Origin of the sequence: Streptomyces sp. 150FB (assembly GCF_000818195.1) — a bacterium.
Taxonomy (GTDB): domain Bacteria; phylum Actinomycetota; class Actinomycetes; order Streptomycetales; family Streptomycetaceae; genus Streptomyces.
Window position 1 is genome coordinate 8,193,411 of sequence record NZ_JTHL01000001.1, and the last position, 23,557, is coordinate 8,216,967.

The 23,557-nt window shown below is 70.8% G+C and carries 16 protein-coding genes and 1 pseudogene; 11 read left to right on the plus strand and 6 right to left on the minus strand.

Annotated features, from left to right (window positions below):
• Positions 1 to 413, plus strand: a pseudogene (locus QR77_RS49500) (pyridoxal phosphate-dependent aminotransferase); the annotation flags it as partial.
• A gap of 87 nt (positions 414 to 500) precedes the next feature.
• On the opposite strand, the gene QR77_RS35165 reads toward QR77_RS49500, so the two are convergent.
• Positions 501 to 1,142: a VTT domain-containing protein gene (locus tag QR77_RS35165; protein WP_173476395.1), complete on the minus strand. Its 642-nt coding sequence runs from the start codon at positions 1,140 to 1,142 to the stop codon at positions 501 to 503.
• An 11-nt stretch (positions 1,143 to 1,153) separates the two neighbouring features.
• Positions 1,154 to 1,945 carry an MBL fold metallo-hydrolase gene (locus QR77_RS35170; protein ID WP_040026052.1) on the minus strand — a complete coding sequence of 264 codons (792 nt, stop codon included), beginning with the start codon at positions 1,943 to 1,945 and terminating at the stop codon, positions 1,154 to 1,156.
• Positions 1,946 to 2,171: 226 nt separating this feature from the next.
• Between QR77_RS35170 and QR77_RS35175 the strand changes: the two genes are divergently transcribed.
• The 4 genes from QR77_RS35175 (at position 2,172) to QR77_RS35190 (ending at position 8,379) form a co-directional block, all read left to right on the plus strand.
• Positions 2,172 to 4,325, plus strand: coding sequence for a phage holin family protein (locus QR77_RS35175; RefSeq protein ID WP_107069158.1), 2,154 nt, complete (start codon positions 2,172 to 2,174; stop codon positions 4,323 to 4,325).
• 88 nt (positions 4,326 to 4,413) lie between these two features.
• Positions 4,414 to 4,827, plus strand: coding sequence for a hypothetical protein (locus QR77_RS35180; protein WP_040026055.1), 414 nt, complete (start codon positions 4,414 to 4,416; stop codon positions 4,825 to 4,827).
• 63 nt (positions 4,828 to 4,890) lie between these two features.
• Entirely contained in the window at positions 4,891 to 5,082 is a 192-nt protein-coding gene (locus tag QR77_RS35185; RefSeq protein WP_040026056.1) for a hypothetical protein, read from the plus strand.
• A 279-nt stretch (positions 5,083 to 5,361) separates the two neighbouring features.
• Positions 5,362 to 8,379 (plus strand): glycoside hydrolase family 38 C-terminal domain-containing protein, encoded by a 3,018-nt coding sequence (locus tag QR77_RS35190; protein WP_040026057.1) that lies wholly within the window; start codon positions 5,362 to 5,364, stop codon positions 8,377 to 8,379.
• A 74-nt stretch (positions 8,380 to 8,453) separates the two neighbouring features.
• On the opposite strand, the gene QR77_RS35195 is transcribed toward QR77_RS35190, so the two are convergent.
• Positions 8,454 to 8,699, minus strand: coding sequence for a hypothetical protein (locus QR77_RS35195; RefSeq protein ID WP_040026058.1), 246 nt, complete (start codon positions 8,697 to 8,699; stop codon positions 8,454 to 8,456).
• Positions 8,700 to 8,855: 156 nt separating this feature from the next.
• Positions 8,856 to 9,746, minus strand: a complete 891-nt coding sequence (locus QR77_RS35200; RefSeq protein WP_078877545.1) for an RNA polymerase sigma factor SigF — start codon at positions 9,744 to 9,746, stop codon at positions 8,856 to 8,858.
• A gap of 350 nt (positions 9,747 to 10,096) precedes the next feature.
• Here QR77_RS35200 and QR77_RS35205 point away from each other — a divergent pair, with 350 nt between their 5' ends.
• The gene (locus tag QR77_RS35205) at positions 10,097 to 11,068 is read left to right on the plus strand and encodes a hydroxyacid dehydrogenase (RefSeq protein ID WP_052489297.1); all 972 of its coding nucleotides are present in this window, start codon (positions 10,097 to 10,099) and stop codon (positions 11,066 to 11,068) included.
• 62 nt (positions 11,069 to 11,130) lie between these two features.
• Here QR77_RS35205 and QR77_RS35210 read toward each other — a convergent pair whose 3' ends face one another.
• The gene (locus tag QR77_RS35210) at positions 11,131 to 13,404 is read right to left on the minus strand and encodes an ROK family protein (RefSeq protein ID WP_040026060.1); all 2,274 of its coding nucleotides are present in this window, start codon (positions 13,402 to 13,404) and stop codon (positions 11,131 to 11,133) included.
• Between the two features lie 298 nt (positions 13,405 to 13,702).
• On the opposite strand from QR77_RS35210, the gene QR77_RS35215 reads away from it, so the two are divergent.
• The 5 genes from QR77_RS35215 to QR77_RS35235 all read left to right on the plus strand — a co-directional run bounded on the left by QR77_RS35215 (position 13,703) and on the right by QR77_RS35235 (position 22,485).
• The gene (locus tag QR77_RS35215) at positions 13,703 to 14,683 is read left to right on the plus strand and encodes an ABC transporter permease subunit (protein WP_078877546.1); all 981 of its coding nucleotides are present in this window, start codon (positions 13,703 to 13,705) and stop codon (positions 14,681 to 14,683) included.
• Positions 14,680 to 15,624 (plus strand): carbohydrate ABC transporter permease, encoded by a 945-nt coding sequence (locus tag QR77_RS35220; RefSeq protein WP_078877548.1) that lies wholly within the window; start codon positions 14,680 to 14,682, stop codon positions 15,622 to 15,624. The genes QR77_RS35215 and QR77_RS35220 overlap by 4 nt, the downstream gene beginning before the upstream one ends.
• A gap of 136 nt (positions 15,625 to 15,760) precedes the next feature.
• Positions 15,761 to 17,290 (plus strand): extracellular solute-binding protein, encoded by a 1,530-nt coding sequence (locus tag QR77_RS35225; RefSeq protein ID WP_236710945.1) that lies wholly within the window; start codon positions 15,761 to 15,763, stop codon positions 17,288 to 17,290.
• A gap of 97 nt (positions 17,291 to 17,387) precedes the next feature.
• The gene (locus tag QR77_RS35230; protein ID WP_040026063.1) at positions 17,388 to 19,376 is read left to right on the plus strand and encodes a DUF2264 domain-containing protein; all 1,989 of its coding nucleotides are present in this window, start codon (positions 17,388 to 17,390) and stop codon (positions 19,374 to 19,376) included.
• Complete coding sequence (locus QR77_RS35235; RefSeq protein WP_040029210.1) at positions 19,369 to 22,485, plus strand: glycoside hydrolase family 38 C-terminal domain-containing protein; 3,117 nt, start codon at positions 19,369 to 19,371, stop codon at positions 22,483 to 22,485. The genes QR77_RS35230 and QR77_RS35235 overlap by 8 nt, the downstream gene beginning before the upstream one ends.
• A gap of 104 nt (positions 22,486 to 22,589) precedes the next feature.
• Here the strand turns inward: QR77_RS35235 and QR77_RS35240 are convergent, their stop codons facing one another.
• Positions 22,590 to 23,495 carry an oxidoreductase gene (locus QR77_RS35240; protein ID WP_040029211.1) on the minus strand — a complete coding sequence of 302 codons (906 nt, stop codon included), beginning with the start codon at positions 23,493 to 23,495 and terminating at the stop codon, positions 22,590 to 22,592.
• Positions 23,496 to 23,557: the final 62 nt, after the last annotated feature.

Below are 23,557 nucleotides of genomic sequence, written 5' to 3' on the forward strand. Positions count from 1 at the left end.
CGGCCAGGGCGCGGGAGGCGGCCGCACTGCACGGGCGGGTCGCCGCCGCCGTCCACCGGACCGTGCTCGACTGCGGCGCGCTCGCGCTGCCACCGCAGGCCGGACGGCACGTCTATGCGGACCTGGGACCGCTGCGCGCCCGCCTCGCCGGGCTCGGGGTCACCGACTCCATGGAGCTGGAGGACTATCTGAGCGAGCGGCTGGGGGCACATGTGCCGGGCGGTCATCGGTTCGGGGACGAACTGGGGGCGCTCCGCGTACGCCTGTCTACGGGACCCCTGCTCGGCGTAACCGCCGAGGAGCGCCTTGAGTCCCTCGCTGCGGCTGAACCGCTGAGCCTGCCCCATGTCGCCGCGCCGCTCGCCGACCTCGCCTCGGCCTTCGGCGAACTCAGGCCGGAACTCGCGCGCTGACCGTCCGTGCCGCGCTGACCGTCCGTGCCGCGCTCACGCTCCGTACCGCCGGCCCTCCGCACGACGTACGTACCGTGCGCCGCACGGTCACGCCTGCGAGCCGCCCTCCGGCCCCTCGTGCCCGGACGCCGGCGCCGCGCCGCGCAGCTTGCGCCAGAGCGCGGGAGCGCCACTGATCACCACCGTCAGCACCACGGCCACCGCCACGCCCTGCCAGGGCTCGGCGAACAGCGAGCCGCCCAGTATGCCGATCAACTGGTACGTCGCTGCCCAGGCCAGACAGGCTGGCACATCGCCCCTGGCGAACCGGCGCAGCGGCCAGGCGGCGAGCAGGCAGGCCAGCATCACGGGTATGCGCCCGGCGGGCACCAGACGGGACAGCACGAGCACCGTCACGCCGTTCTCCCTGAGCTTGTCCTGTGCCTGCTCCAGCCGGTCGGGCGGCGCGTGCTGGCGCAGCTTGGCCAGCCAGCGCGAGCCGTTCTTCGAGCCGACACCGCGCTTGCCGAGCCAGTACAGCGCCAGATCGCCGAGGAAGGCGGCGAACGACGCGACGAGAAAGATGTAGAGCAGCGAGAGCGGCGAGGTCTGATGGAACGCCACCACGGCGGCCGAACTCACCACGGCCCCCGTGGGCACCACCGGTACCAGCGCCCCCAGCATCACCAGCAGGAAGACCGACGGATAGCCCACCGCCTGCTGGGTCGACTCGGTCGGTATCTGTGCCATCAACTGGTCGATCACCTGGGGGCCTCCGGCCGGGCGCTCTCGCCGTGCCGCAGCAGATGCACGGTCACCTTCGGGGCGTGCTCCGCCGCCTGCCGGACGAATTCGTCGCCCGGCGTGTAGAACTCGTGGGGCCTGACCCCGTCCATGCCGATCGGCCAGTACGTGCCGTAGTGCACCGGCACCGCGCAGGCCGGCGCCAGCAGGGTCAGCGCACGCGCCGCCCGTTCGGCGTCGAGGTGTTCGGGCCCCAGCCGGGGCCCCCAGCCGCCCACCGGCAGCAGCGCCGTGTCCACGGGCCCCACGGCGTCGGCCATTTCGTCGAAGAGCCCGGTGTCACCGGCGAAGTAGGTACGCGTCTCACCGCTGATCACGTAGCCGAGAGCGGGGGAGATGTGCGGTCCGAACGGCAGCCGCCGCCCGTCGTGGCGCGCGGGCACCGCCCGTACGCTCAGCGGCCCGATCTTCACCTCGTCGCCCGCCTCGACCTCGGTGATCCGCAGCCCGGCGGGGTTCCCGCGCGCGTCGAGCCGCCGCAGCGCGGGCACCGAACGCGCCGCGCCCCGGGGCACCAGCAGCCTGGTGCCGGGCGCCAGCCGGCTCAGGGAGCGCGGATGGAGGTGGTCGGAGTGCAGATGGGAGACGATCACGGCGTCGGCGACCGCGGCTCCGGGCGGCGGCAGTTCACCCCTCCGGCGCCGGAGATGGGCGAAACGCCGTACGAAGAGCGGGTCCGTCAGCACCCGTACCCCGGAGTCCTCGACCGTGCAGGTGGCATGACCCCACCAGGTGATGACCGTACCCAACCTCGACCTCAGCTCCGTCGCACACGTCGGCGCGGGCATCCCGCCCTCGCCCGCTTCCACCCGCGTGATCTCCGTACTCAGCCTACGGCGACTACCCCTTCCACCGGTCGGACAAGCGGCGCGGAACCACCCGTTACGCGCCATTGGCCGAGTGGCCCGCGCGCTGTGTCACGCTGGGTCCGAGCCCGCATCACCGTACGGGCCCGGACGTGAGGTGGGTACGGAAGTGCTGCGAGGGCGATGGCGTACGAGCGGCAGAGCCCTCTTGCGGGTGATCGTGGTGTGGATGGTGTCCACGTTGACGATGCTCCTGCTCGCCGGCGTCCTGCCCGACTTCCAGCTCCAGTCGCCCGGCGACGACAGCATCACCAGGACCGCGTACACGGCCGCCTGGGGTGCCGGTGCCTTCGGTCTGCTCAGCGCGCTGGTCTGGCCGCTGCTCGTACGGGCGTTGCTGCTCGTCCCGGCCCTCGTCCTCGGCCTGCTCGTCTTCTTCCTCAACGGCTCGCTGCTGCTGCTCGCGCTGCGGCTCATCCCGTACGGCGGCGGCGTCACCGACCCGCAGAACGCCGTGGTGGTCGCCGCCGTCATGTCCGCCGTCGCTTCCGCCACCTCCACCGCGCTCGCCGTCGGTGACGACAGCGCCTACCGGCGCAGACTCTCGCGCCTCGCCGACCGGCGGCGGCGCAGGGACGGGGCGTACGCGGGACAGGGCAGCCACCCCGGCACCGTCTTCGTCCAACTCGACGGGGTCGGGCACCGTGTGCTGCTCGACGCGATCGCCGACGGGCTCGTGCCGCACCTCGCCGGGTGGCTCGGCGAGGACGCGACCCACCGGCTGACGCCCTGGCGCACCGACTGGTCGAGCCAGACCGGCGCCAGCCAGCTCGGCATCCTGCACGGCTCGAATCACGACGTGCCCGCGTTCCGCTGGTACGAGAAGGACACCGGCCGGATCATCGTCAGCAACCGGCCGGCCAGCGCGGCCGAACTCCAGCGCAGGGCCATCGAACGCACCGGCGACGGAGGGCTGCTGACCCTCGACGGCGCCAGCCGGGGCAACCTCTTCAGCGGCGGCGCCGACCAACTCGCCCTGGTGCTCTCGATCGCGGCCAGGCGCGGCAGGGCGAACCGCTCCAGGTCCGGCTACTTCGCGTACTTCTCCGACCCGGCCAACGCCGTGCGTACGGCGGTCTCCTTCGCCGCCGAAGTCTGCCGCGAGATCGCCCAGTCGACGCGCGCACGGCTGCGCAAGGTGCGGCCACGGGTGAGCCGGGGCGGGCTCTACCCGTTGATAAGGGCCTTCGCGACCGTCGTCGAACGGGATGTGGTGGTCGTCGCCGTCATGGGCGACATGCTCGCCGGACGCACCGCCATCTACGCCGACCTGGTCGGCTACGACGAGGTCGCCCACCACTCGGGGCCGCACAGCCACGACGCCGCGCAGGTGCTCAAGCGGCTCGACCGCTCCATCGGCCTGATCGCCGAGGTCGCCGACCACGCGCCGCGCCCGTACCGGATCGTCGTCCTGTCCGACCACGGCCAGAGTGTGGGCGAGACCTTCGAAGGCCTGTACGGGCTCACCCTCAAGGACCTCGTCAGGGCCGGATGCGGACTGCCCGTGTCACGCAGGGCCGAGCGGACCAGGAGCGGCGCCGAGGCGCGGTTCGCCGCGCGGCACGCCGTACGCAGCGCGCTGCACCGTCCCGTGCACCAGGGCGCCGACGAGCCCGAGGAGAACGCGGCGCCCGACTCGGAACCCGTCGTGCTGGCCTCGGGGAACCTCGGCCTTGTCTCCTTCCCCGGTGTGCCGGGCCGGATGAGCCTGGAGCAGATCGACCGGCGCCACCCCGCGCTGCTGCGTACGCTCGCGGGCCACCCGGGGATCGGCTTCCTGCTGGTACGCAGCGAGGCGCGGGGCTCGGTGGTGCTCGCCGCGGGCGGCGTGGAGATCGCGCTCGCCGACCTCGGCGACGACGGGCCGCTGGCCGGCATGGGGCCGGGAGCGGCCGACGCGGTCCGGCGCACCGACGGCTTCCCGCATGTCGCCGACATCATGGTCAACTCGTCGTACGACCCGGAGACGGGCCAGGTGCACGCCTTCGAGGAGCAGATCGGCTCGCACGGCGGGCTCGGCGGTGAACAGTCGCGGGCGTTCCTGCTGTCGCCGCTCGTGCTCTCGCCGCCGGTCGCCGACAGCGAGGAACTCGTCGGCGCCGAGCGGGTGCACGAGGTGCTGGGGCGCTGGCTGCGCGAAGGTGTCGGGCCTCAGGTGCCGCTGGGTCCCGCGGTGGTGAGGCTGCCTCAGCAGGCGGACGCGGGGATGCCGGACGCGGGGATGCCGGACGCCGCGAGGGACGACGAACTCAATTCGGCGTAACACTTTCCCACTTATGGGGGGTTTGCGGCGACTGGGCACCATACGACCCTGAGGCGCGGGCACAGTGGGAGATCCAGGAGGTCCCGCCATGCGTCACGCCGCGCCCCCCGTCCCCTCACGCGCCGCCGCCGTGCGCCGGGCCGCCGTGATCGTGCTGCTGATGGTGCTCGCCGTGCTCGGGACGTCGACGGACTCGTACGCGATGGCCACCAGGGACGGGACGGACCGGCCCCCGGCTTCGGCGGCGCCCGATCCGGCCGGCCAGGGAAATGGCCAGGGGAGTGGCGAGGGAAGCGGCGAAGGAAGCCACGACCTCGCCGGGAGCGAGCACAACAGCCCGGCCAGGACCGAGCGGACGGGCCGCACCCGGGTCGCCGCCCTGACACCCGTCACCACCGTGCACACCGCCCGGGGGCCGCAACCCGCCCCCGGCGCCGCGAAGTTGCCCGCGCCGCTGCCGGGCGAGGGGCACGACCGGCGCTGTGTGGTGCTGCGCTGCTGAGAGGGCCGGCCGACCCCGACCCGATCCGCATGCCCCGCACCTTCGCACCGTGAGGACACAGCCATGCCCATCGACCCCTTCGCCGTACTCAACGCCATCCTGCGCGCCGAAGCCGCGCGCGCCGAGAAGGCCAGGCTCCGCCGACCCGCCGCCTCCGCCGACAACGACGTCGTCGCCGCCGGGGCCCGCTCGGGCGCGGCGCAGGACCGTACGCCTGCGGCGAGCGCACCCGACGAGAGCCGTACGCCGCGCTGATCGGCGCGCGTTCGCGTCCCGTGGTGCCGGCGACCGGTCGCCGGCACCACCTCGCTCAAGTGAATAGATGACTTGATGTCTTGGCGGGTCAAAGGCGGCAGCGCGACCCGGATCGGTGGCTCGGGAACAGAAACAGATAGAAAGACACAGGAAGTCACAGGCAGGAGGTCACAAGCCGTTTCGGAGTGCGTAGGGTCGGAGAGGGTTACATCGTTCTCCGGCCACCAGCACCGGCCGCCCCGGCTACCCCATCCATCGCCATTCCAGGAGCTTCCCCTCATGCACGACGACCGCAGCCTGGTCGAAGCCCGCCTCAAGCGCGTTCTCAACGAGCGCGTCAGGCCCGCCGTATACACCGATTCAATACCGCTGGACGTAGCCGTCTGGACCGCGCCGGGTGAGCCCGTACCGGTGGACGAGGGCCTCGCGGCCCCCACACAGCCGATCGCCGTCGGAGATTCCTGGGGTGCCCCGTGGGGCACGAGCTGGTTCACGGTCTCCGGTACGGTCCCCGCCGAGTGGGCGGGACGCACCGTCGAGGCGGTCCTCGACCTCGGCTTCAACGAGGCCAGTCCGGGATTCCAGTGCGAGGGCCTCGTGTACCGGCCCGACGGCAGCCCGGTGAAGGGCCTGAACCCGCGTAACCAGTGGGTCCGCGTCGGCGCGCCCGTCGCCGGTGGTGAAGAAGTTGTTTTCCACATCGAGGCCGCTTCCAACCCGGTCATCGAGGGCTCAGTTCCCTTCGAGCCGACCCACCTCGGCGACAAGGAGACGGCGGGCAGCGACCCGCAGTACACCCTGGCCAGGATGGATCTGGCCGTGTTCGACGAGACCGTGTGGAATCTGATCCAGGACCTGGAGGTGCTGGGGGAGCTGATGCTCGAACTCCCCGTCGAGGGCGCCCGCCGTTGGGAGATCCTGCGTGCCGTCAGCCGCGCCCTGGACGTGATCGACCTCCAGGACGTGCCCGGCTCGGCGGCGGCCGCGCGCGAGCAGCTCGCCGAGGCACTGGCGACGCCCGCTCCCGCCACGGCACACCGGATCAGCGCGGTCGGCCACGCCCACATCGACTCGGCGTGGCTCTGGCCGCTGCGCGAGACCGTGCGCAAGGTGGCGCGTACGACGGCGAACATGACATCGCTGCTCAACGAGGAGCCGGAGTTCGTCTTCGCGATGTCCCAGGCGCAGCAGTTCGCCTGGATCAAGGAGCACCGCCCCGAGGTCTACGCGAAGGTCAAGAAGGCCGTCGCCGAGGGCCGGTTCGTGCCCTCAGGCGGCATGTGGGTCGAGTCCGACACGAACATGCCGGGCTCGGAGGCCATGGCGCGCCAGTTCGTGCACGGCAAGCGCTTCTTCCTCGACGAGTTCGGGATCGAGAACGACGAGGCGTGGCTGCCCGACACGTTCGGGTTCGCCGCGGGACTGCCGCAGATCATCAAGGCGGCGGGCTCGAAGTGGCTGCTCACACAGAAGATCTCCTGGTCGAAGATCAACAAGTTCCCGCACCACACCTTCCGCTGGGAGGGCATCGACGGGACGCGTATCTTCACGCACTTCCCGCCGGTCGACTCCTACAACTGCGCGATGGAGGGGCGGCAGATCGCCCACGCCGTACGGAACTTCAAGGAGAAGGGAGTGGCTCGCCGCTCCCTCGCCCCCACCGGTTTCGGTGACGGCGGTGGTGGTACGACGCGTGAGATGGTCGCCAAGGCCGCCAGGATGCGCAGCCTCGAAGGCTCGGCGGCGGTGCGGTGGGAGAGCCCCGGTGAGTTCTTCGCCAAGGCAGAGGCGGAGTACCCCAACCCGCCGGTCTGGGTCGGTGAGCTGTACCTGGAGCTGCACCGGGCCACGCTGACCAGCCAGGCGAAGACGAAGCAGGGCAACCGCCGCAGCGAACACCTGCTGCGCGAGGCGGAGCTGTGGGCGACGACCGCGGCGGTACGCGCGGGCGCGCCGTACCCGTACGCGGACCTGGACCGGGTGTGGAAGACGGTGCTGCTGCACCAGTTCCACGACATCCTTCCCGGTTCGTCCATCGCCTGGGTGCACCGCGAGGCGGAGAAGACCTACGCCGCCGTCGCCGAGGAGCTGAACGGGATCATCGCCACCGCGCAGCGCGCGCTGGCCGGTGACGCCACGGCCGGTTCGGCCGTGTTCTTCAACTCAGCCCCGCACACCCGCGGCGGGGTGGCGGCCGGCGCGGCAGGACCGGCGGCGGCCGGCGAAGCCGCCCGGGTGGTCCCGGGCGAGGACGGCGGATTCGTCCTCGACAACGGCCTGCTGAAGGTCACCGTCGACAGCCGCGGTCTGGTGGTCTCCGCGTACGACCTCGGCGCCCGGCGTGAGGCGGTCGCCCCCGGTCAGGCGGCGAACCTGTTGCAGATCCACCCGGACTTCCCCAACCAGTGGGACGCCTGGGACGTGGACGAGTTCTACCGGAACACCGTCACGGACCTGACCGGCCTCGACGAACTCACGGCGATCGACGGCGGGGTCCGGGTGGTCCGCAGCTTCGGCGCTTCGACGGTCACCCAACTGCTCACGCTCACCCCGGGCAGCAAGCGGCTGGACATCGCCACGGAGGTGGACTGGCACGAGACGGAGAAGTTCCTCAAGGCCGCCTTCCCGCTGGACATCCACGCCGACCGGTACGCGTCCGAGACGCAGTTCGGGCATGTGTACCGGGCGACGCACACGAACACGAGCTGGGAGTACGCCAAGTTCGAGGCCTGCAACCACCGCTTCGTGCATGTGGCGGAGCCGGGCTGGGGCGTGGCGCTGGTCAACGACTCCACGTACGGCCACGACGTGACCCGTACGGTCCGCCCGGAGGACGCGGGCACCACGACCACGGTCCGGGTGTCGCTGCTGCGCGCGCCGCGCTACCCCGATCCGCAGACGGACCAGGGTGTGCACACCTTCCGGCACGCGCTGGTGCCCGGCGCCGAGATCGGGGACGCTGTCAGGGAGGGGTACGACATCAACCTTCCCGAGCGCCGGGTCGCCGGTGACGCCGAGGTGGCGCCGCTGGTCACGGTCGACAACGACGCGGTGGTCCTCAGCGCGCTGAAGCTGGCCGACGACGAGAGCGGCGACCTGGTCGTCCGTCTCTACGAGTCGACCGGCGGCCGCGCCACGGCACGCGTCCTGGTCGGTACGTCGGTCGGCGGCGTCGCCGTGACCGACCTGCTGGAGCGCCCGCTGGCAGATGTCCCGCGGCCGGAGCTCACCGACCGCGCCGTCGAGCTGTCGCTGCGCCCGTTCGAGATGATCACCCTGCGGCTGACCCGCGTCTGACGGTCCGCCGGAGTACAGGAGGCGGGCGTCCCCGGCCAACACGGCCTGGGGGCGCCCGTCTTCCGTACGTACCGCTACCGCTCGGAGACCTGGACCTGGCCCGCCACCAGCCGCAGGAACTCCCGCTCGTTGCCCGCCAGACCGGCCGCGCCGAGTGCCTCGTCCGCCTCGGCGATCGGGACCGCCAGCAGCGGCGCCGCCCGCGAGGCCGCCCGGGGATCGTCCAGCACGGCCCGTACGGCGGCCAGCAGGCGTAAGTAGGCCTGCGCGGCGGCGCGGGTGTCGGGTGTACCGGGCAGGCCCGGCGTACTGCTTGTCATTTCGGCTTCCTCCCCATGGATTCCACGGATCCATGTGTCCCAGGTAGGTACGGATCTGCTCGACCTCGAAGTCTGGTCCACGGGTCTGACAGCGCCGCCCGAAGCCGGGCGAGAAGAAGCCGGGGAAAACGAGTGGGGAGGAGCCGGGAGGAGGAGTCACTCCTCGATGAGCATCCCCGCACGCAGCCGCGTGATGATTCGGTTGAGCAGCCGCGAGACATGCATCTGCGAGACGCCCAGCTCCTCGCCGATCTGGGACTGGGTCATCTCCTGGCCGAACCGCATCTGCACGATGTGACGTTCGCGCTCGTCGAGCTGCTCCAGCAGCGGCGCCAGCGCGTGCAGGTCCTCGACCTTCGCCATGGCCGGGTCGTCGTCGCCCAGCACATCGGCGAACGTCCGCCCGCCGCCCGAGGACTGGCCGTCGTCGCCGGTCGGCATGTCCAGCGAGCCCGCCGTGTAGCCGTTGGTCGCGACGATGCCCTCGATCACGTCCTCCTCGGGGATGCCGAGCAGCTCGGCGAGTTCCCCGACGGTCGGGTCGCGGTCCAGGCTGCCGGCGAGGAGCTCCTTGGCCTTGGCCAGCTCCACCCGCAACTCCTGGAGCCTGCGAGGCACATGGACGGCCCAGCTCGTGTCGCGGAAGAACCGCTTGATCTCACCGACGATGTACGGGACGGCGAACGACGTGAACTCGACCTCGCGGGACAGGTCGAACCGGTCTATCGCCTTGATCAGGCCGATCATCCCCACCTGGAGGATGTCCTCCATCTCGCCGCCGCCCCGGTTGCGGAACCGGCTCGCGGCAAACCTGACCAGGGACTGGTTCATCTCGATCAGGGTGTTGCGTGCGTACTGGTACTCATGGGTGCCCTCTTCGAGGACCTGGAGCTGGTCGAAGAAAAGCTTCGACAGCGCCCGTGCGTCCTTCGGGGCGACCTTGCCGGGGTCCGCGATCCGCGGCAGCTCTCCGGCCCTGGTGCCCGCCCCCGACGCCAGGACAGCCGTGGACCCCGGCGTCCCCGCCCGCACAGTGCTGGTTGTCATGACATCACCCTTCAGAGCAGCGGTCCGTACGGATCCGCTTGTGCCCAGCGAAATCCGACTCATTCATGACGAGGTCTCGATCCGGTCACGGTCGGGCGGACGAAGGGTCCTCGCGGACCACGCGAGTCGCGTCAAAAGAAAAAGTACTTACCTTCCACAACGCTCGGTTCGCGACGGGTCGCGCAGGGGTATCCGTGCAGGCAATCGACATGATCCGGAGGTCGGTACGGTCGGTTCGAGCTTTCTCACACGTTGACGTGAGGCAATCCATTGGATTTATTGGAGCGGACAACCGATCTTCCGGTGAGAGGGATCAGCACGTGAGTGACCGACCGATCGCGGCCATAGCCATGGGGCCCGCGGCGTCCGACCTGGTGTTCCCGGCAGACGTACGGGAGCGGCTCGCCCGGGGCGTCCGGCTGGAGCCGGCCCTCATCCTCGGCCCGCTGGAGGACGCGACCGCCCGTGCCACACTGGCCGAAACCGAGATCCTGCTGACCGGTTGGGGCTGCCCCACGATCACGGCCGACGTGCTGGCGGGCGCGCCCCGCCTGCGCGCCGTCATGCACGCAGCGGGATCGGTCAAGACCCTTGTCAGCGACGCGCTGTGGGAGCGCGGCATCGTGGTCTCGTCCGCCGCCGACGCCAACGCGGGGCCGGTGGTCGCCTTCACCCTCGCCGCCATCACGTTCGGTGCGAAGAAGACCCTGCCGGCCGCCGCGCGGTACGAGCGGGGATGGCCGGACTTCGCGGAACGGGTCGGCGGCGACGCCCGTACGATCGGCATCGTCGGCGCGTCCCGGATCGGCCGCCGGGTGATCGCGGCGCTGCGCGCATCGGACGCCGGGTACCGGCTGCTGCTCACCGACCCGTACGTCACCGAGGCCGACGCCGAAAGGCTCGGGGTGGAGCGGGTCGAACTGGCCGAGCTGTGCCGCCGCTCCAGCATCGTCAGCGTGCACGCGCCGCAGTTGCCGGAGACGGAGGGGATGATCAGCGCCGACATGCTGAAGCTGATCCCGGACGGCGGGGTCGTCGTCAACACCGCGCGCGGGGCGCTCATCGACAACGAGGCGCTGGCCGAGGAGTGCGCGGCCGGCCGGCTCGACGCCTACCTCGATGTCACGGAGCCCGAGCCGCTGCCGGCGGGACATCCGCTGCTCTCCCTCCCCAACGTGCTGCTCACCCCGCACATCGCGGGCGCCCAGGGCAGCGAGGTACGCAGGCTCGGCGCCTACGCCGTGGCCGAGGTGGAGCGGTATCTGGCGGGCGAGCCGCTCCACGGAGGCGTCCGGCGCGAGGACATGGCGCGCACGGCCTGAGCGCGACGGTGTGAACGACGACTGGCCGGGCCCCGAGGACCCGGCCGGTCGTACGCCACCGCTCAGCCGCCGAACCGCGCGTGGGTCCGCAGCCGGGGCGCGAACGTCGTGTGGAAGACGGTGGAAGCGGCGCCGACCGCGGCCGCCGCGTCGTTCAGCGTCGAGTAGGCGACCCGTACGTCCCGTACGCGCCGCGCGACCGGGAAGCGGTTGACGGCCGCCGAGATCTCCGAGAGGTAGAGGTCGGCGATCTCGGGGGGTACGGCGGGCCCGCCCACGATGAGCAGGTCGGTGTCGTACAGGTCGGTCATCCCGACCGCGCCGCGCGCCACCACCCTGGCCACCTCCCGTACGGCGTTCACGGCCCGCTCGTCGCCCGCCGCCGCTGCCGCGCAGATGGCCTCGTGCGCGGACCCGCCCTCCACCACCAGCCCCGCCAGCGCCGCCTTCTCGATCACGGCCGAGATGGGCGCGCACTCGGGGATCATCTGGGGACCGCCCTCGGGGGTGAGCCGCCCGAGGGTCAGGGCGCACAGCTCGCCGAACTCACCGGCGTTGCCGGTCGAGCCACGGAAGATGTCCCCGTTCAGGAAGGCGCCGCTGCCGGCCCCGGCGCCGAGGTAGAGGTAGACGAAGTCGCCGGAGCGCTCGGCGGCGCCGAGCCACCGCTCGCCGACGGCGGCGGCCGTGGCGTCCTTCTCCAGCAGTACGGGCACCCCCAGCTCCCGGCTCAGCTCCGCCCGCAGCGGTACCTCCTTCCACCCCTCGAAGAGCGGCGGGTCGAGGATCACCCCGGCGTTCACATCGATGGGCCCCGGCGCGGCGACGCCCACACCGAGCAGGGTCCCGGAGACGGGCCGTACGGCCTCCGCGGCCTCCGCCGCCATCCTGGCCATCTGCGCGATGCACCACGCGGGGTCGCGGCGCCCGGTCAGCGGGAGCTGGCGCCGGTCCCGTACGCCTCCGCACAGGTCGACCACGACCTGCGTGATCATCTCCGGGTCGACATGGATGCCGATCGCGCACGCTGCGTCGGGGCGCAGCCGCAGCGGCACCCGTGGTTTGCCCTTGCCCGCCGAGCGGCGCGCGTCCTCGGTGAGGAAGCCGGCGGTCAGCAGGTTCCGGGTGATGCGGGAGACCGCCTGAGGGGTCAGACCGGTCTGTTCCGCTATCTCGACCCGGCTGAGCGCACCGGCGACCCGGATGCTCTCGATCACCAGCTTCTCGTTGAAGGAACCCAGCGCGAGCTGGTCGAACGCGCGGTGCGCGACCCGGGACGAGGTGGCCGGCGGATTGCCGTCGCCCGGGCGCTGCCACAGATACGGCCCGGGGGAGTCGGTGGCGGCGTATCTGCGGGTGGACTCCGTCAGCGAGTCCAGGACCCGGCGCGCCTTGTGCGGGTGGTGCAGCAGTTCGAGCTGGGCGATCACGCATACGGTGGCGGCCCAGCCCATGGCGGGGTGCGGCCGGTGCCGGACGACCTGTTCACCGCCCAGGCCCGTCCCCGTACCCGTACTCGTACCGGCACCAGGCCCGCGCCCGGGATCCGGGTCGTCGCCGCCCCAGGTGACGATGTGCAGATCGCGTCCCGGGTGCGCCTCGGCGAGTGCCCGGAGCGCCTCGTCGAAGCCGGAACACCCGTCCGGCCGCGCGGCCTTGTCCGGCCGCCCGGCGTCGCGGGCCCGCCCGCCTCCGGCGCCCTCCTCGCTTCCGTCACCGGCGGCGTGCCGCAGTGCCTGGCGCAGCCCGACCGTCAGGGAGGCGTGGCGCGTCTGGCGCTCCTCGGCCCTGGCAGGCGTGGTGTGCCGCTGGCCGGCCCGGTCGCTCTCGGTGAGGACGACGGCGGCGGCGCCGCTCGCGCTTGTCCACACGGCGAGCAGTTCGGGGCGGTGGCAGCCGAGCGCCGGGGTGGTGGGGAAGAGGATCGGTCCGTCCAGGTCGCCCGGGGTGGTGCGCCAGCGGTGCCACACCCTGCTGAGCGCGGTGTGCGAGAGACCGAGATGGTCGGCCAGGGACCGCGCCGACCAGTTCTGGTGCGGCGCCGGAGGGCCGGCCAGTGTGTTGGCGACCACATCGGCCTCGTCGATACGCGGCGGCCTGCCACTGCGCGGCTGGTGTTCGAGACCGGCGAGGCCGTGTGCGGCGTAACGCCGGCGCCAGGCCGTCACGGTGGGACGTGAGACACCCAGTGTGCGCGCGCTGTCGGAGACGGTGACGCCCTCGGCGGCGTCGCGCACGATCCGTGCGCGGACCGACCGGTCCGAGCGTCCTTCCGCCCAGGTGAGGAGCGCTTCCAGCGCCGTACCGTCCAGCGGGAAGTCAGTAGCTCGATGCATGGCCTCATCCAACACATGCGCCCCTCAACTTGTAAAAGTACTTACTGGCCAATTTGTTGATCCGGATGCATTCGGGCGCGGACCTGCATCTCCATCGGCGACACGGTACACCTCCGGGGGAGAATGCGCTTTCTATCGTCCTGTGCAGGGCCCCGAGCCCGACCGGGACGAGCCGGTTCCAGCAGGATTTACCTGTTCGAAGCATTGACGTAAGGCAATCCATTGGATTTACATAATGCTCGCTGGGCCTGGTGCTGACCCGCAGACGCCCGTATCTCTCCGAAAGGGCTTTCATGCTATGACGACCCTCGATCAACCGGCCGCACGGCCGGACGCGGCGGATCCGCCGCCCGCCGAGGGGAGCCGCCGCCCACGGCGCGGCCCCCGGAGCAAGCGCGACAAAGCCCTGTTCTGGTTCGCCCTGCCCGGCACCCTGGTGCTGTTGCTCTTCCACTACGTCCCGCTGCTCGGCAACATCATCGCCTTCCAGAACTACCAGCCGTACATCGGCATCATGCACAGCCGCTGGGCCGGCATCGACAACTTCAAGGTGCTGTTCAACGGTGACCCGGCGTTCATCCACGCGCTGATCAACACGCTCGAACTGACCGTGATCCAGGTCGTGTTCGTCTTCCCGGCGCCGCTGATCCTGGCGCTGCTGCTGAACAGCCTGGTCAGCGAGCGGATCAAGAAGAGCGTCCAGAACGTGCTGTACCTCCCGCACTTCCTGTCGTGGGTGGTCGTCGTCGCCGTCTTCCAGCAGATGCTGGGCAACGGCGGTGTGCTGAACGTGTTCTTCCAGGCCCACGAGATGGGTACCTGGAACATCATCGGCAACCCGGAGCTGTTCAAGTCGCTGCTCACCTCGCAGGTGATCTGGAAGGACACCGGCTGGGGCACGATCCTCTTCCTCGCCGCGCTCTCCCGGATCGACAACGACCTGTACGAGGCGGCCGCCATGGACGGCGCGAGCCGGCTCCGGCAGACCTGGCACGTCACACTGCCCGCGCTGCGCGGGCTGGTGGTTCTGCTGCTGATCCTGCGGCTCGGCGACGCGCTGAGCGTCGGCTTCGAGCAGATCGTGCTCCAGCAGAACGGCATGGACGCGAACGTCACCCAGGTACTCGACACCTACGTCTACAACAACGGCCTCGTCGCGGGGCAGTGGGGCGTCAGCGCGGCAGTCGGACTGATCAAGGGACTCGTCGGCGTGGCACTCGTACTGGGCGCGAACAAGGTCGCGCATCTCTTCGGTGAGGAAGGGGTCTACCGCAAATGACCACACTGTCACCCACCCGGCCCCGCCGTCCGGACGCGCGGCCCAAGCGCTCCTACAGCGCCATCCCCGGCCAGACCCCGGGCTCCCCGCCCTGGCGGGCGCTCAAGTCCCTGCTCATGCTGGTCTGCGTACTGCTGGTGCTGGTCCCGTTCCTCGCCATCATCTCGACGTCCCTCGCCGACACCGCGCAGATCAACGAGACCGGCGGATTCGTCCTCTGGCCCAACCACCCGAGCTTCAGCTCGTACACCTCCATACTCGCCGGCGGCCTGGTCTCCCGCGCCCTGCTGGTGAGCATTGGGATCACGGTCGTCGGTACCGCGCTGAGCCTCGGCACCTCGATCCTGCTCGCCTACGGACTGAGCAGGCCCGGCAGCTACGGGCACAAGCAGATCCTGATGCTGCTGCTCCTGTCGATGCTCTTCGTGCCCGGCGTCATCCCGAGCTACCTGCTCGTCAAGCAGCTCGGAATGATCAACAGTTACTGGTCGCTGATCCTGCCCACCATGATCAACGCGTTCAACGTGATCGTGCTCAGATCCTTCTTCATGGGGCTCCCACGTGAACTCATCGACGCGGCGCGCATCGACGGCGCCAGCGAGTGGAAGATCCTGACCAAGATCGTGCTTCCGCTGTCGAAGGCGTCGGTCGCCGTGATCGGCCTGTTCTACGCGGTGACGTACTGGAACGCGTTCTTCAACGCCATGGTCTACATCAACGAGTCCGCCAAGTGGCCGATGCAGATGGTGCTGCGCAGCTACGTCGTCAACAACGCCCAGATCGGGGCGGGCCAGGCGTCCAACGCGGGCGCCGCGCTACCGCCGTCCCAGGCCTTGCAGGCGGCCATCCTGGTCCTGTCCGTCCTGCCGATCGTCATTGTCTACCCCTTCCTCCAGCGCCATATGAACAAGGGCGTGATGGTCGGGGCGGTCAAGGGCTGACCCACCGCCGAGCGATCCCCGTAGAGAAAGAGGAACCGAGATGGGTGCGTACCTCACCCGCAGAAACCTGCTTCGCGCAGGGCTCGGAGTCGCGGCCGGCGCGTCACTCGCCGCCTGCGGCGACGGTGGGCCCGCAGTGCCTCTGGCCGAGAACGCGGATGTGAAGCTTCCCGACTTCGTCCCGTACAAGGGCGTCAAGCCCGACCTGCCCGGCACGTCGGCCGGTGTGCTCAACGGCTTTCTGCACTACCCGAAGAACCCGGCCAAGGCGTTCCCCGACGGACCGCCCGCCAAGGGTCCTTCCATCAACTTCATGACACTGATCTACAGCCCGGTGCCGCCGCCCGTCTCGCGCAACAAGCTGTGGCAGGGCGTGAACAAGACCGTCGGCACCGACATGAACTTCGAGATCGTGCCGGTCATCGACTATCCGACCAAGTTCTCCCTCACCATCGCCGGCGGTGACCTGCCCGACGGCATGCTGTTCCTGCCGACGGCGCCGCAGCGGCCCGACACCCTGCACGCGCTCTTCGAGGACCTGTCGCCGTACCTGTCGGGAAGCGCCGTACGCGACTACCCGTACCTCGCCAACCTTCCGACGAAGGCCTGGCGCGACACGATCTACAACGGCGGCATCTACGGGCTGCCCATGCCGCGTCTGAACAGCGGTTCCGTGATGTTCTACCGGGCCGACATCGTCAAGGAGAAGTCGCTCGACCCGAACCCGCGCAACTTCAAGGAGTTCCTCCAGCTCTGCAAGGACCTCTCGGACCCGAGGAAGAACAAGTACGCCTGCGGTGACCCCCTGGTCACCTTCTACTTCGTGATGGAGATGCTGCACTCGACGAACGAGTGGGGGCAGAAGAACGGCAGGTTCGCCTGGTGGCTGGAGGACACCGACCGCGTCAAGCAGGGCCTCGACGCCATGCGCCAGATGGTGAAGGCACGGGTGATCCACCCGGACGGCTTCACCGTCGAGGGCAAGTTCAAGGACTGGTTCGGCAACGGCCAGATAGCTCTCAACTACGACGGCGCCACCGCCTGGAACGACTACCTGCGCGCCTACAAGCCGACCAATCCGAAGCTCGACATCGGCGGGATGGTCGCCCCCGGCTTCGACGGCGGCAAGGGCTCGCACTGGGCGGGTCTCTCCAGCTTCGCCATGCTCGCCCTGAAGAAGGCGCCGAAGCAGCGTATCGAGCAGGTGCTGCGGGCGCTCAACGCGCTGGCGGCGCCGTTCGGCACGGACGCCTATCTGGAGCGTAAGTACGGTGTCCCGGGAGCCAGCTTCGACTACAAGGGATCCGACCCGATCCTCAACCCGACGGGCACCCTGGAAGCCACCCTCCCCACCAACTTCGCCACCGACGCGCCACAGGTCCTCTACTTCCCCGAGGACGCGACGGTCGCCCCCCGGCAGTACGACTTCCAGAAGCGCGCCGTCGACGTCCTGGTCAACAGGGCGGACGAAGGGCTCTACTCGGAGACCGACACCACACTCGGCGGCACCGCCAAAACCCTCATCTACGAGGGGCCGCTCCAGGGTTACATGTCCGGGCGGTCGAGCTGGCGGGACTTCGAGGACGCCATGAGCAACTGGCGCACCACGGTCGGCGACAAGATCCGCGCCGACTACGAGAAGTACTGGGCGAGCCTGCACGGATGAGCACCCAGGTGACGGCAGCCCACGTTCCCAAGGATCGGCGGCCGCCGTCACCGGGGGCCCCGACACCACCCGAAACATACTGGGAGATTCCCCACCTATGACCCTCACAGCCGCAGCGGCCCGCACCCACTGGGAGCGGACCGCCGACCGGATGCTGCTGGCCCTGCGCCCCTACGCCACCGACCGGCACGCGCTCGTACGCCTGCCCGGCACCGCGAGTCACAACGGCGTCTGGAGCGACGGGCTCGAAGGCTTCGCCCGCTCGTTCCTGCTGGCCGGATTCCGGCTGGCCGGCGCGGGCGGCGCCGATCCGCACGGCTTCGCCGAGTGGTACGCGGAGGGGCTCGCCGCCGGCGTCGACCCCGCGAGCCCCGAGCGCTGGCCGTCCTTCGAGGAGAGCAACCAGGCGAAGGTCGAAGCGGCCTCCATCGCGCTCGCCCTGCACGAGACCAAGCCCTGGATCTGGGACCGGCTCTCGCCCCGCGTGCGGGAACAACTCCTGGCGTGGCTGGGCGCGATGGTCGGTACCACCATGCCGGGCAACAACTGGGTCTGGTTCCAGGCCGTCACCGAGGCCTTCGCGCGCGGCGTCGGCGGCGAATGGCGACAGGAGGACCTCGACCGCACCATCGCCGTCACCGACGAGTGGTACGCGCGGGACGGCTGGTACTCCGACGGGCTCACCGGCGGGGAGCACCGCAACTTCGACCACTACAACGGCTGGGCCATGCACCTCTACCCGCTCTGGTTCTGCCGGATGTCCGGCGACCAGGCGCCGCCGGGGCTGCTGGACCGCTACCGGGAGCGGCTGACCCGCTTCCTCGCCGACCAGCGGCTGCTGGTCGGCGGCAACGGCTCCCCGCTGATCCAGGGCCGCTCGATGACCTACCGGCACGCGGCGCTCGCGCCGGTGTGGACCGGCGCGCTCTTCGGCGCCACCCCGCTCGCCCCCGGCGAGACCCGCGGCATCGCGACCCGCATGCTCGACCACTTCACCGCCAACGGCGCGGTGAACGACGACGGCCTGCTCACGCTCGGCTGGCACCGGCCCTTCCGGGGGCTGCTCCAGGTCTACTCGGGCCCGGCGTCCCCGTACTGGGCGAGCAAGGGCTTCATCGGACTGCTGCTCCCGCCGGACCACCCCGTGTGGACCGAGGAGGAGCGCCCCCTCGCGATCGAGCGGGAGGACTTCTCCCGGACGCTGGCCGCACCCGGCTGGCTGCTCTCGGGGACCGCCTCCGACGGTGTCGTACGCGTGGTCAACCACGGCAGTGACCACGCCGACCCCGCGCGCTACCACTCCGACGACCCCTGCTACGCCCGGCTGACGTACTCCACGCACGCCGCGCCCGACATGCCCGAGGACCCGGCGGGCGGTCCCGTCGACGGGACCGCGACGCTCGTGGACGCCGACGGCAGGGCGGCGCACCGCAGGCCGCTGGAGCGGATCTCGCTCGAAGGGGCGACCGGCGTCTCGCGGAGCCGCGCCCACTGGCCCGCCGAGGAGCGCTGGGATCCGTTCGGCGGGCCCGACACCACGTACACGACCGGGCCCTGGGTCACGGTCGGCTCCGTGCTGCGCGGCGCCGTCGAGATCAGGCTCGTACGGGTCGACCCGGCGGCGGACGAGGCCGGAGCCGCAGGTCCCTGGCGGCTGCGGCTCGGCGGCTGGGCGCTTCCCGTGACACCCGGCGCCGACGGGGACACCGCCGTGTACACGGCGGGGGACGGGCTGCCCGCCGGCGCCGTCAGCGGCTCCAACGGGGTGCGCTCCACCGTCGTCGCCCTGCACGGTTTCGCCGATGCCGAGATCCACCACGCCACCGACAGCAACCCGTTGGGCGCCGCCTCAGCGACCCCCGTGCTCTGGACGCGGGGGGCCGTGGAGTACGCCACGCCGTACGCCGCCGCCGTGCACCTCGGCGGCGCCGCGCCGGCGGACGCGGACCTGCCGCACCTGACCACCCGCTTCGAAGGCCCCACCGTCGTGGCCGACGTGACCTGGCCGGACGGCGCCCATGACGTCGTACGGCTTCCCGCGCCCACCGGCGCAGACGCCCCCCGGAAGGACCCGCACCGTGCATGACGACCGCCGCATCATCGAGGGCCGGATCAGCAAGTTCCTCCAGCGGAACCTGCGTCCGGCGCTCTACGGCGACTCCCGCACCTTCACACTCGACGCCTGGCAGGTGCCGGGCGAACCCGTTCCGGTCGCCGAGGCGCTGACCGCCTCGTACAGCCCGATGAAGCTCGGCGAGAGCTGGGGCGGCCCCTGGTCGACGACCTGGCTGCGCGCCGCCGCCGAGATCCCCGCCGCCTGGACCGGCAGGCGGGTCGAGGCCGTCTTCGACCTCGGCTTCGACCTGACCCGGGGGCCCGGCGGGCAGGCCGAGGGGCTGGTCCACGACGCCCACGGCTCCCCGCTCCAGGGCCTGCACCCGTACAGCCGCAGTGTGCTGCTGGCGGACAGCGCCACCGGCGGGGAGGCCGTGAACCTCCTCGTCGAGCTGGCGGCCAACCCCAACATCTCCGGGAGCCAGGCCAGGGGCACCCACTTCGGGTCCAGGGAGACGGCGGGCGACGAGCACCTCTACGTCCTGCGTACGGCGGAGATCGCCGTACGCGAGGACGCCGTCTGGCACCTCATCCACGACATGGAGGTGCTGGACGAGCTGATGCACCAGCTCCCCGAATCGTCCTCGCGCCGCCACGAGATCCTGCGCGCGCTGCACCGCGCGGTGGAGGCGGTCGACCCGCACGATGTGGCCGGGACCGCGCAGGCGGGACGCGACCTGCTCACCGACGTACTCTCGCGCCCCGCACACGCATCCGCGCACACCATCACGGCCGTCGGCCACGCGCACATCGACTCCGCGTGGCTGTGGCCCGTACGGGAGACCATGCGCAAGTGCGCACGGACCTTCACCAATATGACCACCCTGGCCCAGGAGTACCCGGAGCTGGTCTTCGCCTGCTCGTCGGCGCAGCAGTACGCCTGGATCAAGGAGCAGCGCCCCGAGATCTTCAGCCGGATGCAGAAGGCGGCGGCCGCGGGCAACTGGGTGCCGGTCGGCGGGATGTGGGTCGAGGCCGACGGGAATCTGCCCGGCGGCGAGGCGATGGCCCGCCAACTCGTCTACGGGCGGCGGTTCTTCGCCGAGGAGTTCGGCATCGAGCAGGACGGGGTGTGGCTGCCCGACTCGTTCGGCTACACCGCCGCGTACCCGCAGCTCGCGAAGCTCGCCGGGGCGAAGTGGTTCCTCACCCAGAAGCTCTCCTGGAACGACACCAACCGGCTGCCGCACCACACCTTCGACTGGGAAGGCATCGACGGGACCCGGATCTTCACCCACTTCCCGCCGATCGACAACTACAACGCCGAACTGAAGGGCAGCGAACTCGCCCACGCCGAGGCGAACTTCGCCGACAAGGGCGCGGCCACCCGCTCGCTCGCGCCGTTCGGCTTCGGAGACGGCGGTGGCGGTCCCACCCGCTCCATGCTGGAGAAGGCCCGCCGGCTGCGGAACCTCGAAGGATCGCCCAAGGTCGAGATCACCCGCCCCACCGAGTTCTTCGCCGCGGCGCGCGCCGAGTACGAGGACCTCCCGGTCTGGCGCGGCGAGCTGTACCTGGAGAACCACCGGGGCACCTACACCAGCCAGGCGCGCACCAAGCGCGGCAACCGCCGCAGCGAATCCCTGCTGCGCGAGGCCGAGTTGTGGGCGGCGACCGCCGCCGTACAGGCCGGCGCCGCCTATCCGTACGAGCGGCTCGAAGGTATCTGGCGCCGGGTGCTGCTCAACCAGTTCCACGACATTCTGCCCGGATCCTCCATCGCCTGGGTGCACCAGCAGGCCGAGCAGGTCTACGGCGAGGTGCGCGCGGAGCTGGAGGAGATCATCGGCGAGGCGGCGGAACAACTGGCTTCGAGCGAAGGCCAGTTGCTGCTGAACGCCGGACCGTACGCCCGCCGCGAGGTGGCCGTTGTGCCGGCGGAGGGTCCCGAAGTCCTCGGCGCCCAGGCCCTGTCCGACGGACGGCGCGCGGTGTTCGCCGACGCGCCCGCACTCGGCGCCGGCGGCACCTTGAGCGAGCCCGCCACCCCGGTCACCACCAGGGCCGAGGCCGGGGGCTTCGTCCTGGACAACGGCCTCGTCTCGGTGACCGTCGACGCCGAAGGACTCGTCAGGTCGGTGTACGACCACACCGCCGAACGGGAGGCGATCGCGCCGGGAGCGGCCGGCAACCTGCTCCAACTGCACCCGGACGACCCGAACTTGTGGAGCGCCTGGAACATCGACCACTTCTACCGCGACGTGGTGAAGAACCTCACCGACGCGGAGTCGGTGACCCTCGCCGAGGACGGGCCGCTGCTCGCCTCCGTACGGGTCGAGCGCGCCTTCGGCGACTCGCGGATCGTGCAGCACCTCGAACTCGGGGCCGAGAGCAAGCAGGTGACGGTCCGTACCGACATCGACTGGCAGGAGCGCGACGCGGTGCTGAAGGCGGCCTGGCCGCTGGACATCCACGCCGAACGCGAGAGCGCCGAGATCCAGTTCGGCCATGTGCAGCGGCCCACCCACGAGAACACGAGCTGGGACGCGGCCCGTTTCGAGCTGTGGGCGCACCGCTGGGTGCATGTCGGTGAGCGCCGCTGGGGCGCCGCCGTGCTGAACGACTCCACCTACGGGCACGACATCGGCCGCGACACCCGCCCGGACGGCGGCACGACCACGACCGTACGGCTCTCGCTGCTGCGCGCGCCGCACAGCCCCGACCCCCAGGCCGACCGGGGCGCACACTCCTTCAGCTACGCGCTGCTCGCCGGCGCCGGGATCGAGGAGGCCGTCGCCGGCGGTTACGCGCTCAACCTCCCGCTGCGGCCCGCCGCTTCGGGTGGCGCTCCGGTGGTCGCCGTCGACAACCCGGATGTGGTGATCGAGTCGGTGAAGCTGGCCGACGACCGCAGCGGCGATGTGATCGTACGGCTCTACGAGGCGTGCGGCGGCGGGGCCAAGGCCACTCTGTCCGCCACGTTCCCGCTGACCGGAGTCTTCGACTGCGATCTGCTGGAACACCCGGAGCGTGAGCTGACACTGACGTCCGACGACTCGGCGGCGGAGCTGCGGCTGCGCCCCTTCCAGATCCGTACGCTGCGCCTGCGGCCGGAACAGGAGAAGACCGCTTCGGTGTGATCCACCGGAGCCACTCCGGAACCACCCGCCGGGCCGCCGCCCCCGTCACATCGGACAGGGGCGGCGGCCCGACGGCGTTCCGGGCGGCGTTCCTGGCGGATGCCTCAGCCGGCCGTGCCGTCCGGGTCGAGGAGCCGCAGGTCCTCCGGGGAGAGCCGGAGCGCGCCCGCCGCCACGTTCTCGACGAGGTGGTCCGGATCGCCGGTGCCCGGGATGGCGAGCACATGCGGCCCCTGCTGGAGTGTCCACGCCAGCCGGACCTGCGCGGGGCTCACGCCGTGCGCACGGGCCACGGCGAGTACGGCGCTCGCGCTGTCGGTGTCGGCCGCGCCGGCCTCGCGTCCCTCGCCGGCGATCGCGAAGAAGGGGACGAACGCGACGCCCTGCTCCCCACAGGCCCGCAGGACATCGTCGCCGAAGCGCCGTGAGTCGATGCTGTAGCGATTCTGCACACAGACCACCGGTGCGACGGCCCGTGCCTCGTCGAACTGTTCGACACTCACATTGGAAACGCCCAGGTGCCGGATGAGCCCGGCCTCGCGCAGCCCGGCGAGCACACCGAAGTGCTCGGCTATCGAACCCTCGCCGGGGCAGCGCAGGTTCACCACATCGAGGTGGTCAAGGCCGAGCTGGCGCAGATTCTCCTCCACCTGCCCGCGCAACTGGTCGGGCGCCGCCCAGGGCAGCCACTCACCCGAAGGGCCCCGGCCGGGGCCGACCTTGGTGGTGATGACCAGGTCGTCCGAGTACGGCACCAGCGCCCGGTTGATCAGCTCGTTCGCCGAGCGCAGCGCCGAGAAGTAGAACGCGGCGGTGTCGATGTGGTTCACACCGAGCTCGACCGCGCGCCGCAGCACACCGATCGCCTGATCGCGGTCGCTGCTCGGCGCCGTCGGATCGAAGACACCGCTGCCGGTGAGGCGCATCGCCCCGAAACCGAGCCGGTTCACGGTCAGATCGCCGAGTTCCCATGTGCCCGCGGCCGCTGCGGTGATCGTCTCTGAGTTCATCATCGGATGATGACACAGGTCGCTGTGCGGGCCCGGGCCCAAGCCGGGACGACAGCCGTACG